This is a genomic window from Nitrobacter sp. 62-23, assembly GCF_001897285.1.
GTDB lineage: Bacteria > Pseudomonadota > Alphaproteobacteria > Rhizobiales > Xanthobacteraceae > Nitrobacter.
The window spans coordinates 36,722-48,451 of the sequence record NZ_MKSM01000081.1 but is presented as its reverse complement, the minus strand read 5'-3'; the positions used below and the strand labels follow the sequence as shown (position 1 = coordinate 48,451).

General features: G+C 63.0%; 12 protein-coding genes. All 12 read left to right on the top strand.

The genetic code is table 11. The annotated features are described in order from the left end of the window. Positions 1 to 389 precede the first annotated feature (389 nt). The 12 genes from BGO16_RS07135 to BGO16_RS07080 all read left to right on the top strand — a co-directional run bounded on the left by BGO16_RS07135 (position 390) and on the right by BGO16_RS07080 (position 11,687). Positions 390 to 659, top strand: a complete 270-nt coding sequence (locus BGO16_RS07135) for a helix-turn-helix domain-containing protein (RefSeq protein WP_292617913.1) — start codon at positions 390 to 392, stop codon at positions 657 to 659. Then, on the top strand, positions 660 to 1,688 hold the full coding sequence (locus tag BGO16_RS07130) for a replication initiator protein A (protein WP_292617912.1): 1,029 nt from the start codon (positions 660 to 662) through the stop codon (positions 1,686 to 1,688). Beyond that, positions 1,685 to 1,870, top strand: a complete 186-nt coding sequence (locus tag BGO16_RS07125; protein WP_292617911.1) for a hypothetical protein — start codon at positions 1,685 to 1,687, stop codon at positions 1,868 to 1,870. Before BGO16_RS07130 ends, BGO16_RS07125 begins: the two co-directional genes overlap by 4 nt. Beyond that, complete coding sequence (locus tag BGO16_RS07120; protein WP_292617910.1) at positions 1,867 to 2,385, top strand: DUF2840 domain-containing protein; 519 nt, start codon at positions 1,867 to 1,869, stop codon at positions 2,383 to 2,385. The genes BGO16_RS07125 and BGO16_RS07120 overlap by 4 nt, the downstream gene beginning before the upstream one ends. After that, the gene (locus BGO16_RS07115) at positions 2,382 to 2,927 is read left to right on the top strand and encodes a S26 family signal peptidase (RefSeq protein WP_292617909.1); all 546 of its coding nucleotides are present in this window, start codon (positions 2,382 to 2,384) and stop codon (positions 2,925 to 2,927) included. The genes BGO16_RS07120 and BGO16_RS07115 overlap by 4 nt, the downstream gene beginning before the upstream one ends. Before the next feature lie 68 nt (positions 2,928 to 2,995). Next, positions 2,996 to 3,343, top strand: a complete 348-nt coding sequence (locus BGO16_RS07110) for a DUF736 domain-containing protein (protein WP_292617920.1) — start codon at positions 2,996 to 2,998, stop codon at positions 3,341 to 3,343. Between the two features lie 111 nt (positions 3,344 to 3,454). Further along, positions 3,455 to 4,066: a lytic transglycosylase domain-containing protein gene (locus BGO16_RS07105; RefSeq protein ID WP_292617919.1), complete on the top strand. Its 612-nt coding sequence runs from the start codon at positions 3,455 to 3,457 to the stop codon at positions 4,064 to 4,066. Then, positions 4,063 to 4,581, top strand: coding sequence for a hypothetical protein (locus tag BGO16_RS07100; RefSeq protein ID WP_292617908.1), 519 nt, complete (start codon positions 4,063 to 4,065; stop codon positions 4,579 to 4,581). The genes BGO16_RS07105 and BGO16_RS07100 overlap by 4 nt, the downstream gene beginning before the upstream one ends. Positions 4,582 to 4,880: 299 nt before the next feature. After that, positions 4,881 to 6,944, top strand: a complete 2,064-nt coding sequence (locus tag BGO16_RS18120; protein WP_363091611.1) for a DUF3363 domain-containing protein — start codon at positions 4,881 to 4,883, stop codon at positions 6,942 to 6,944. Between the two features lie 444 nt (positions 6,945 to 7,388). Then, complete coding sequence (locus BGO16_RS07090; protein WP_292617907.1) at positions 7,389 to 7,904, top strand: sigma-70 family RNA polymerase sigma factor; 516 nt, start codon at positions 7,389 to 7,391, stop codon at positions 7,902 to 7,904. Positions 7,905 to 8,068: 164 nt separating this feature from the next. After that, on the top strand, positions 8,069 to 9,073 hold the full coding sequence (locus tag BGO16_RS07085) for a FecR domain-containing protein (RefSeq protein ID WP_292617906.1): 1,005 nt from the start codon (positions 8,069 to 8,071) through the stop codon (positions 9,071 to 9,073). A 148-nt stretch (positions 9,074 to 9,221) separates the two neighbouring features. Beyond that, positions 9,222 to 11,687 (top strand): TonB-dependent receptor, encoded by a 2,466-nt coding sequence (locus BGO16_RS07080; protein WP_292617905.1) that lies wholly within the window; start codon positions 9,222 to 9,224, stop codon positions 11,685 to 11,687. The last annotated feature ends 43 nt before the right edge of the window (positions 11,688 to 11,730 follow it).

Below are 11,730 nucleotides of genomic sequence, written 5' to 3'. Positions count from 1 at the left end.
ACCGAAAGCCCAACAAAATCAGAGACGATGTAAGAAACAAGAAGAAGATTGACACCCGCGCGGCTAGAGACCCGACCATAGGGTCAAGGAGTGTGGTGCCGTCACGGCCGACACCAACCGCCAACAGGGGTTACTAAGCCCCAGAGCAGCGCGTCTGCTCCACTTTCAGTCTTACCCGACCCCCGTTTGAATGTCGCCGCCAAATCGGTGCGGCCTGCACCGACAGGCTGAAATTCGTCCTCTTTTCAGCCTCCGGGTGCTCCCGAGGGGTGCCGCCAGCGCATAGGCGCGAATGCGGCACGCTACAGGCCGCCGATCCCCCGCCATGGTTCGCCACAGCCCGCTGTCACCGCCGACAGCCGCATGTTTGACGAACCGGAGGGGATCTCATGCCCGACACGCTGCCGGATTTGCCGCCGAGATTCTTGCGCACCAAGCAGGCTGCGCATTTCCTCGGCATTTCACTCCGCACCCTTGAGAAACATCGGACCTATGGCACGGGTCCGCTCTACCGCAAGATCGGGGGGCGCGTCCTCTATGCGATCCGTGATCTCGAAGCCTGGACCGAGATTGGCGCCCGGAAATCCCCGAAGGACAGACAGGCCGGTACCGTCTTCCCCGCGCGCCCGCTGACGCCGGAAGAACAGGATCGGCTCTGAATGAGCCGCGGCGACGATCATGAGTCCGCGCAGCGTGGCGCAAGCGAACGCAGTCGCCTCGACCCGTTCGTGGTCGCGACCGGCGATGCCGCGCCACGCGACCAGCGCGATCTGATGGAACGGCCATTCTTCTCGCTGGCAAAGACGCCGCGCACCAAACCGATTCTCTACAAGGCTGCTGATGTTGAAGTGCAGGTGCTCGGTATGCCCGAGCATGGCATAGCGACAATCTGGGACGCCGACGTGCTGATCTGGGCCGCTTCGCAGATCGTTTCGGCCGAGAACAACGGCCTGCGCACTTCGCGCTTCTTTCGCTTCACACCTTATCAGCTTCTGCGCGGCATAGGCCGAGCCACGGGCAACCGCGACTATCTGTTGCTCAAGGCCGCGCTCACGCGCCTGCAATCGACCGTCATCGCCACCACGATCCGCAACGGTCCGCATTGGCGCCGCCGTCAGTTCTCCTGGATCAATGAATGGGAAGAAATGACGACGCGCACGGGCCGCGTCGAGGGTATCGAGTTTGTCCTGCCCGAGTGGTTCTACAACAGCGTCATCGACCGCTCGCTGGTGCTCACCATTGATCCGGCGTACTTTCGGCTAACGGGCGGCATCGAACGGTGGCTCTATCGCGTCGCGCGCAAGCACGCCGGCCACCAGCGCGACGGCTGGCTGTTCGAGATCGCGCACCTTCATTTAAAGTCCGGCAGCCTTGCGCGGCCGTCCGATTTCGCGCTCGACCTGCGCCGCATCGCGGCGCGTCAGCCGCTGCCCGGTTATCGCCTCCAGATCGAGTGGGAGAACGGCCGCGAACTGCTGCGTTTCCTTCCCGAAAACTCATCCACAGTGCCTGTTGAAAACCATGTGAATGGCATCGGGACATCAGGCGCACGGATTATCGGGACATCAGGCGCAAATCGCGCGGCGTTCTTTATAGAAGAATCTAACAGAGACTCTAACAAGTATTCTTTGACGCGCGAGCACGCGAGCCATGGTGCTGGCACCCAGCGGCGGCGAGGTGCGCCATGATGCGCGCCCTCGATCTGTTCAGCGAGCAGCGGGCGGCCGCCAACCTGATTGTCGAAGCGTTCGGCGACGCCGTTCTCCCGCAAATTCCCGAAGCCATCGGCCGCGCCATCCTGCGCACCGAGGTCGCGCTCGACGCGGTGCTCTCTCGCGCCATCCACGACATTACCGGGGACCAGCCATGATCCGTCGCGCACATCGCAGCGCGCACGACCGTCCGCTGCCGGACGGACCTGCACCCTTCACCACACTGGTCGATCTGACGTGGCGACAGAAGAAGATCGAGCATTGGATACGCTTTGGTTGCAAGAGCTACGAACAGATTCTCGACCGCCATCGCAGCGTCGTCGGCTTCGCACCGAACAGCATCTTCGCATTCGTGCGATGGGCGGCTAACGACTTCGGCACGGTCATCTCGCGTATCGACATCGTGCGCACCGTTCATCGCGGCGAGCCATTCCAGACCATGCCATTCGTGCGCCCCGGCGGCGAAATCCTGCTGCGTCTCAGCGGCTGGCCGAAGGTACAGAGCGCGCTCGCCGCTATCGACGCTGTGGAGACGCTCGGCCTCGATCCGGCCGACGTGTCGCCGGAGCATTGGCGACACGTCCACAACCGACTGATCGCCGGCCTTGAGCCGCACGCCTACACAGCGGAGCGACATGCGGCGTGGCTCCATCGCCAGAGGATCGCGCCATGACGCGCGCCGGCTTCCTTGTCGCCACCGCGCTCGCAGCAGCTGGTGTCGGCTATCCCGGCCTAACGCCGATGCCGATCAAACTGATCTGGAACGCATCGGCCAGCGCGCCGATCGGCTTCTATACGATCGACTTCGACGGCCCGTTCGAGGTGACCGATCTCGTTGCCGTCGATGCGCCCGAACCGCTCGCGACTTTTCTCGCGGATCGCGGCTATTTGCCGAAGGGCGTGCCGCTTCTCAAGCGCGTGCGCGCCGTCTCCGGTCAAACTGTTTGCAGGGTTGGCCACATCATCACCGTCGATGGCATGATTGCCGGTGTCGCGCTCGACCGCGACCGGATCGGCCGCGATCTTCCCGTCTGGCGGGGCTGTCAGCGCGTCCATACCGGCGAAATCTTCCTGATGAACTGGCAGGCCCGCGATAGTCTCGACGGCAGATATTTCGGGCTGATCTCCACCGACCAGATCATTGGCCGCGCGGTCCCGTTATTGACCGACGAGGAGGGCGACGGCCGCTTCGAATGGCGCGCGCCGACGCGCTGACCGCTTCCCCATCGGCGGGAGCGGTGCCCGCCGACGGCTTTCCCAACCTCACCGCCAAGGAGAAAGTCATGCCGCAAATAGGTCAATTCACGCGCGACGAGGCCGGCCTTATCGGAAACCTCGCGACGCTTTTGCTGCAACAGGACATCATCATCATCCCGGCAGAACCGTCCGACGCGGAGAACGCACCGGATTATCGCGTTCACGTCTTCGACGGCATGAACAACGAAACAGGTCCGGAGATCGGCGCAGGCTGGAAACGCACCGGAGAGAAGGCGGGCGAATATGTCGCGCTGCTGATCGACGATCCGACTTTCCCGCATCCGATCCGGGCCAACCTGTTCCGCGACGACGAGGCCGGCAACGCCTGGTCGTTGCAATGGTCGCGTCCGCGCGATCGCGGCGAGAAGGATTGAGCGATGCCTGCTCGCCGCCAATCGACGAGCCATTCAAGTGCGTCCGGGCCGCGCTGCGCTGCCCGGCGCATGGCTCTCCTTCTCCTTTCCGGCCTTTCCTTCGCCGGCGTCATGCCGGCGGTTGCGATGGCGCAGGGCGCGCCGATCGCGAGACTGTCGCCGCGCGATCCTTATGCCGCTCACATCGCCGAAGCCTCGCAGCGGTTTGGCATACCCGAACGTTGGATTCGCGCTATGCTGCTCGCGGAAAGCGCGGGCGATGTGCGCGCGATCTCAACGGCCGGCGCGATCGGATTGATGCAGGTCATGCCCGACACCTGGGCCGATCTGCGCGACCGTTACCAGCTCGGCCGCGATCCGTATCAGCCGCGCGACAATATCCTCGCGGGCACGGCTTACTTGCGCGAGATGTGGGACCGCTACGGCAATGTCGCGGCGATGCTTGCGGCCTACAATGCCGGCCCCGACCGCTATGACGAGCACCGCGCGACCGGCCGTCCTCTGCCGGCCGAGACGCGCGCATACATCGCTACGCTTGCGCCTGTTCTTGGCGGAGCGGCGGCATCGGACACGCCAGCCGGAAAGCCGACATCGCCGCGCGACTGGCGTGCCGCGCCGCTCTTTGTTCTGCATCCGAACAGCAGCCGAGGGACCATCGGACAGTTATTCGAAGCGCAATCCGGCGGTCTGTTCGCCGCGGCTTCGGAGCGAGATCGCCGATGAAAATCGCCTATGCCGACCCGCCCTATATCGGTTGCGCGCACCTCTACCGCGACCGTCCCGACTATGCCGGCGAGGTCGATCATGCGCGCCTGATCGAGCGGCTGGAACGCGACTACGACGGCTGGATACCGCACGCCGCAGCAACGCCGCGCTCGATCGCAGCGCTGGCTCCGCTCGTCGAGCGGACGGACGCACGATGGATGGCGTGGGTGAAGGGATTTGCGGCGTTCAAGCGCAATATCCCTGTCGCGTGGGCGTGGGAGCCGGTCATCGTGAAGGCTGCGCGAAAACCCGTCGTCAGCAAGCGGCTGGTGATGCGGGACTGGATTCAGGAAAGCATCACGCTGCGCCGCGACCTCACTGGCGCGAAGCCCGAAGCGGTTTGCCATTGGGCTTTCGAAATGGTCGCCGCGCGGCCTGACGACACGCTCGACGACCTGTTTCCCGGCAGCGGTGCTGTCACCGCGGCGTGGCGCACCTGGCGCCTCAAATTCGCATTGCCAGAGCCGGAATGACGCGGCAGCGCGCCCCATCAGTGTGCAGCAAGGACGGGCGGACGGAGCAAGATCATGAAGGCCGGAAGGGCAGACAGGGCAGCGAAGGTGGAGCGCAAGATAAAGCAAACTGGCACCATGTCGGGCCGGTTTGTGAAGTTGTTGTTGTCTGCACACTGTATTAGCGGGCCGCGCGCGGCACCGTGGTTTTCGCCCTCGCGTGCCGCGATATTGCGCAAAGCCTTGGCTGTGCTGTGTTTTGACCGGCACCATGGCCGCCGAATCCCCGATTGTCGGCATTCTCGACCGGGAGTCCGGTCATGAGCGGCGACGACGAAAACCGCTTCCGGCCGAAACCCGGCCGCATCCGTTCCGACACGCCGCGAACGAGAAGACCCAAGAGCTTTCTGACTCAGGCAAAGACGATCGCCCGGCAGCATAGCAACGGCCCGTCCCGGTCGTCTTTGCGGTCATCGCTACGCCCTGGCTCACGCACCGGAGCCACGAGCGGCAAAGCCTTGCGCGCTCCGCGTGGACCGGGCGTCCAGCGCGGGCGCGGCGCCGCATTCGTGCGCGCCCGCACGCTGTCGGGCGGCTGGCGTCACAGCGCACCCGGCGTGCGCCGTGTCGTCGTCAAGGCGCGCTACGTCCAGAACGCAGGGACGAACGGCAAGGCGGCTGCGCATCTGCGCTACATCCAGCGCGACGGGACATCGCGTGACGGCCAGCGCGGGCAGCTCTATTCAGCGACCGAGGATCGCGCAGACGGCGGCGCATTCCTTGAGCGCGGCCAGGAGGACCGCCATCAGTTCAGGTTCATCATCTCGCCCGAAGACGGCGCGGACCTGTCGGACCTCACGGCCTATACCCGCGACCTGATGAGCCAGATCGAGGCCGACCTTGGCACCAGGCTCGATTGGGTCGCGCTCAACCACTACAACACCGGCCATCCCCATGTGCATGTCATCGTCCGGGGCAAGGACGATCTTCGCGACAACCTTGTCATCAACGGCGACTATCTCGCCAACGGCATTCGCGAGCGCGCCAGCGGGTTGGCCGCGCTCGAACTTGGCCCCATGACCGAGATCGAACAGACCCGCAAGCTCTCGGCCGAAATCGATCAGGACCGGTTCACGCGCATCGACCGGGCGATGACCGAAGAAGCCAACGACCGATTCCTCGACCTTCGCCATGGCCCGGCCGACCCGAAGCGCCAGTTCAATCGCGCGCTGCGCCTTCGTCGTTTGGCCAGGCTGGAGAAGATGAGGCTTGCGAGCGAGCACGCGCCCGGCGTGTGGGAGTTGAGCGCGCGGTTGGAGCCGACCTTGCGTGAGCTGGGCGAGCGCGGCGACATCATCCGCAACATGCACAAGGCGCTGAAGGCCGATGGTCTGGAGCGCGATCCCATGACCTTCCAGATTCACGATGCCGCGCCCGAGACGCCCGTTGTCGGCCGTGTCGTCGACAAATACCTGTCCGACGAACTGGGCGAGAATCTAACCGTCGTGGTGGATGGCATCGACGGCCGGACGCACTATGTGTCCGGCATCGCGTCCGAGCGGCTGGAGGATGCGCGGATCGGCAGCGTCGTCGAGATCGGGCCGGCCGATACCGCACGCCGTTCATCTGACCGCACCATTGCCGCTATCACTGAGGGCGGCATCTATCGTCCGAGCCGCCATCTGGAGCAGGCGAAGTTCGAGGGCCGCGTTCCGGGCGGCGACTATGAGGGCTATGTCGATGCTCATGTGCGCCGGCTGGAGGCTTTGCGTCGCGCCGGGATCGTCGAGCGGATCAACGCCGACCAATGGCGCATCCCCAACGCCTTCGAGAACCGCGCCGCAGCTTACGACGCCGGTCGCAACCGGCAGGCCAGCGTCCATGTCCTCTCGGCACTCGACCTTGAGAAACAGATCGGCGTGGACGGCGCGACCTGGCTCGACCGGCGGTTGGTGTCGTCCGAAACCTCCGACATTGCGCAGTCCGGTTTCGGCCAGCAGGTGCGCGAGGCGATGGAGCGTCGTGGCGAGCATCACATCGACCGGGGCGACGCCACGCGCCGGCAGGACGGGCGCGTCTTCTACCGTCGCAATCTTCTGGCCACGCTGCGCGAGCGCCAGGTGGCGAGCGTCGGGACGGAGATGGCGGCGAGCAAGGCGCTGCCGTTCCGAGCGGTCAGCGATGGCGAGACCGTCAGCGGCAAATTCACCGGCACGGTGCAGCTAGCGAGCGGCAAGTTTGCCATCGTCGAGAAGGCGCACGAGTTCACCCTTGTCCCGTGGCGGCCGGTCATAGACCGCCAGCTTGGCCGTGAGGTGACGGGTGTAGTGCAGGGCGGCTCGGTGTCGTGGCAGCTGGGACGCCAGAGAGGGCTGGGGCTATGAGAGCCGGCGTGAAGATACCCGCCCGATGCTGTGGCCGCGCTGCCACAACGATGCATAGCAACGTCCGGATCGGTAGCTCGGAAGAATTTCTGGAAGGCGTCCGAGGTCGCCGCTATCGCTCCGAAAAACTCAAGATTTTTGCAGAATCCGGTTCCGTAAAACGCCGGTATACTGATCAGATTTCTAGAACAAGTCTAAATCATTGCGGTTGCACGTGAATTTTCATCTGGTAGTGAAGTCGATTGACGATGGTCGACCCTTACGCAGTTGCATGGAAAGTTCGGGAGCCTTGGGAAGAGGGCCAACCAAAGGGATTGCTGAAGCAGTCGTATGCCTCGCCTTGTGGCAAGGTGCGGCTTCGCATCCTAATCGACCGACCAGATCGAGACCGATGGGATCGGGTAGCGCCATGAACGCTATCCCTCATGCCGGCCAGAGGCGATCATGTCGGCAGCGTTGAACGCGATTTTCCAGTCGCACCGCCGCTCCCTCTTTTGGACCGTGATGAGGATCGTGCGCGATCCTCAAACGGCTGAGGACCTCGCGCAGGAAACCTACCTGAAGGCCCGAAAGGCGCTTGAGACAAGGCCGATCGAGCACGTTGAGGGCTTCCTGTTTCAGACCGCTCGGAATCTGGCGTTGGATCACCAGCGGCGTAAGGCGGTCCGTAATCGGTACGAGGCGTCTGACACGGCAAGGAAAGACGTTGAGAATGTTGCCGCCGCGGAGCCATCGATCGAAGACGATTTGATCCAGCGGCAGTTGTGTCGGGCGCTTGAGGACGCGCTGGCGGAGCTCCCGGTGCGAGCAAGAACCGTATGGTCCATGACTCAGTTGCAAGGACGGACATGCGCCGAGATCGCGGAACATCTCGGCGTTTCTCGCAATACTGTCTATAACGACATCAAACTTGTCATGGGACATTGCCAGGATGTGCTTGCGCGGCTCGACCGGGATTGAAGTCACGACGGGCACAGAGCGAATCTGGTAAGATGTTCCGAGAGGCTCGTCGGAACCGCTCAAGCTGCCATCATCGGTATCGTCGGGGGAAATTTGTGACGGGTCTTCCCGTCAAACGTCTCACTCATACGAGCGTCCGAACAATCGAACAGCGGATCAGCCAGGTGGGACAGAAGCCGACAGAGGATTATGGACCGGATGGAGAATACAAGCATCCGGATCCCGTGACGGATCAGGCCCTCGACTGGTTCATTCGACTCCAGGAAGAGCGCGACCCGGCGACGCTGGCGGAGTTCGAGACATGGCGGCGATCGGACATGCGCTGCGGCCAGGCATTTGCGCGTATCTCCGAGATGCACGGCATGCCTTCATTGCGCAAGGCGACCGAAACTGACGCCCGCCGGCTCGGACTGGAGGTGCCCGCGTCGGTGGTTTCGCTGCGGGAACAGAAGACGCCGCGACGCTGGATCTCGGCTGTTGCCGCTGCCGCCGCCGTCCTCCTGCTGCTGATAGGCTGGCAGCAGTTGCCGGGTATCATGCTGCGGTGGCAGTCTGATTATATAACGGCAACCGGCCAGCGGGAGACCATCGCGCTCCCGGACGGCTCGACCGCGACGCTCAACACCTCGACCGCCATAGCTGTTGATTTTTCTGGCGGTCGCCGCCAGGTCACATTGCTCGACGGCGAAGCCTATTTCGACGTTCAGCATGATCCGTCACGGCCATTTGTTGTCGCAGGCCATTTCGCGCAGGTCGAGGTCAAGGGGACTGCTTTCAGCGTCAGGACTGAGAATGATCAGGACACTGTCGTGCTCGAACGTGGCCGCGTTGAGGTGAGCGGCCAGGCCGGTCACGAGTTCCTGGCGCCGGGGCAGATGATTGTCGCCAGCGCGTCCGGCCTGTCTGTGGTGGAGGCAGCGGACCTCGATAAATCGCTTGCATGGCGCGACGGCCGGATCGTGTTTCGCGACCGGCCATTCCGCGCCGCATTGGGCGACCTTGAGCGATATTTCGACGGCCGGGTCGTCGTCATCGGCAGCCTTGCGTCGGATCGCCTCGTGAGCGGACATTATCGTATCGACGATCCTGACGCCGCTATCAGGACGCTCGCAAGATCTGCCGGTGTCGACGTCACGCGACTTCCGGGCGGAATTTTGGTCTTGCGTTAGCGTCTCAACTTTTTTTGTGACGGGTCGACCCCTCATCGTCCTTGTTGTGAGGGCCGAGTTTTCACAAGGTGTGAAAACAGCCCTCTGCATCCGTTGAGGGCAGCGAGCGATGAACGATCGGGGGATCGTAGATCAGACTAACATTTCGGTGTCGAGTAAGGGCGGACGGAGGAAACGTCTCGCAGGTGCTCTGCTCGGTTCGACGATCCTTGCCTATGGTGCCGCGAATGCACCCGTCATCGCGCCCGCCCAGGCGCAGCAGACGGCCCGCACCGTTCAATTCTCGATCCCCGCTCAGCCGCTTTCCTCCGCGGTAGATGCATTCAGTCGTGTCACTGGCTGGCAGGTCGGATACTCATCCGACATCGCCCGCTCGACGACCACGCGCGCTGTCTCGGGTGCCATGACGCCGGCTCAGGCGCTACAAACCATGGTGGCCGGAACGGGCGTCAAGGTCAGCATTACAGGCCCGGCGAGCGCGGCGTTAGTTTCGGGTACAGCCAATGCAGGTAGTGGCGGCGCGAACGTGGCCGGCGCGATCGCGCTAGACACCATCGACGTGCAGGGAGCCGCAAATCCAAATTCAACCATGTCACTGCCTCCGGCCTATGCCGGGGGGCAAATTGCGCGCGGCGGCCAACTCGGCATGCTCGGCAACCGGGACATGATGAACACGCCGTTCAGTCAGACCGCCTACACCCGGAAACTGATCCAGGACCAGCAGGCCAGAAGCATCGGCGATGTGCTCAACAACGATCCATCGGTGGTCAAACTGCACGACTCGAGCGGCGGGTTCAGTCGCGATCAATATTATATCCGGGGAATCGTCCCTAACTCCGGAAACACGTCCTTCGGCGGCCTTTACGGCATCATGGGGACAGGGACCAGCGCGGTAGCGGTGGAATCGCTGGAGCGGGTCGAGGTGCTGAAGGGCGCGAGCGCGCTGCTCAACGGTATCCCGCCAAATCAGAGCGCGAGCCTCGGTACCGTCAACCTGGTGCCGAAGCGCGCCGGCGACGAGCCGCTGATCGCCTTCACGCCGGAATACGCGATGAACAGTCAGCTCGGCGGGCACCTGGACGCGGCTCAGCGCTTCGGCGACAACAAGGAGTTCGGTATCCGCTTCAACGGAGTGTATCGCAATGGCGACACTCCCATCAACCACCAGTGGCGCGAGACGCGGCTGACAACGCTCGGCCTCGATTACAGGGGCGAGAGCGTCCGGCTGTCCGCCGATGTCGGCTATCACTACCAGCACGTGACCGGCCTTCGGAATTCGTTGTCGGTCGACGGCAACATTCCGGTTCCGGCGCCACCTGACAGCAGAACTAATCCGAACCAGCGATGGGAGTTCAGCCGGATCGAGAGCAAGTATGCCACGACGCGCGCCGAGTGGGATATCACCGAGAACCTCACCGCCTATGCCGCGGCCGGGCGCAGCATTGCGGAGGAGAGGGCAGTTTGGAATCCTAGGACGATTCTGGATGCCGCGGGCACGTTATCAAATTCCACTGGTCCTGATACAAACAGTTCCTACACGCAAAGTAGCGTCGCGGAGACCGGGCTGCGAGGGCGCGTGCAGACCGGCCCCGTAAATCATGCTCTGGCGCTGGCGGCAGGATGGGCAACCCAGGAGGTCAGGAGCGAGAGCAGAAAGATTTCGTCGGTCCCTCTGCCGAATTCAAACCTGTATAACCCTGTCCTTTTTCCCCAGCCGGATTTCGGTGTATTTGCTTCGCCCGCGGAAGTGCCGCGGTCAAGCCGCAACGAAAACCTGGGTTTCGCGCTGGCCGATACCATGTCGATCCTGGACGAGCGCGTCCAGTTGATGCTGGGCATCAGGCACCAGAGGGTGAAGAGCTTCTCCTTCTTGAGCAACACCCTTTATGATGCTGAGGCTCTGTCGCCAGCGGCGGCGTTGATCATCAAACCGCTGGAGAACGTTTCGCTCTACGCCAACTATATGGAAGCGCTGGAGGCCGGCGCGATCGCGCCGAGCAATGCGATCAATGCCGGCGAAATATTTGCGCCGTTCAAGACAAAACAACAGGAAGTGGGCGCGAAGATCGACTTCGGCCGCATCGCGGCGACGCTCGCCGCCTTCACCACGACACGGCCGACCTACGCTCGGGATCCCAACACATTCATGTTCGGCGAGACCGGCAAGGTCCGCTATCAGGGAATCGAGGTGGCCGCGTTCGGCGAGGCAACCGAGACGCTTCGCTTCATGAGCGGTTTCACGTTCCTCGATACCACGCTGGTTGAAACCCCTGACGGAACCAACGTCGGTAAGTGGCTTCCGGGCTTGCCCAGATATCGCGCGACACTCGGCCTGGATTGGGATACGCCGATCAACGATCTGGCCGTGGGCGCGTCGGGGCAATGGCAGTCCTTCACATACCGGGACACGCCGAACACCCAGAGAGTCGATGGCTGGTACCGGATCGATTTGAACGCGCGTTATACGATCAGGCAGCCGGGCTGGAAACCGATCATCGTCCGCGCCAGCATCCGCAACGTTCTCGACAGGAACTACTGGGCAACTTCAGACACATGGTTCATGAAATTGAGCGAGCCGCGCACGTTCCTGCTGTCGACGACGTTCCAGTTCTAGGAATGTTGAGCGCTCCAATGCTCTTCTTGGAAGACCGCTACGC

Excerpts from the sequence above, each read along its gene's own strand:
- BGO16_RS07135 (WP_292617913.1), top strand. The coding sequence starts at position 390 with ATGCCCGACACGCTGCCGGATTTGCCGCCGAGATTCTTGCGCACCAAG.
- BGO16_RS07130 (WP_292617912.1), top strand. The coding sequence starts at position 660 with ATGAGCCGCGGCGACGATCATGAGTCCGCGCAGCGTGGCGCAAGCGAA.
- BGO16_RS07125 (WP_292617911.1), top strand. The coding sequence starts at position 1,685 with ATGATGCGCGCCCTCGATCTGTTCAGCGAGCAGCGGGCGGCCGCCAAC.
- BGO16_RS07120 (WP_292617910.1), top strand. The coding sequence starts at position 1,867 with ATGATCCGTCGCGCACATCGCAGCGCGCACGACCGTCCGCTGCCGGAC.
- BGO16_RS07115 (WP_292617909.1), top strand. The coding sequence starts at position 2,382 with ATGACGCGCGCCGGCTTCCTTGTCGCCACCGCGCTCGCAGCAGCTGGT.
- BGO16_RS07110 (WP_292617920.1), top strand. The coding sequence starts at position 2,996 with ATGCCGCAAATAGGTCAATTCACGCGCGACGAGGCCGGCCTTATCGGA.
- BGO16_RS07105 (WP_292617919.1), top strand. The coding sequence starts at position 3,455 with ATGCCGGCGGTTGCGATGGCGCAGGGCGCGCCGATCGCGAGACTGTCG.
- BGO16_RS07100 (WP_292617908.1), top strand. The coding sequence starts at position 4,063 with ATGAAAATCGCCTATGCCGACCCGCCCTATATCGGTTGCGCGCACCTC.
- BGO16_RS18120 (WP_363091611.1), top strand. The coding sequence starts at position 4,881 with ATGAGCGGCGACGACGAAAACCGCTTCCGGCCGAAACCCGGCCGCATC.
- BGO16_RS07090 (WP_292617907.1), top strand. The coding sequence starts at position 7,389 with ATGTCGGCAGCGTTGAACGCGATTTTCCAGTCGCACCGCCGCTCCCTC.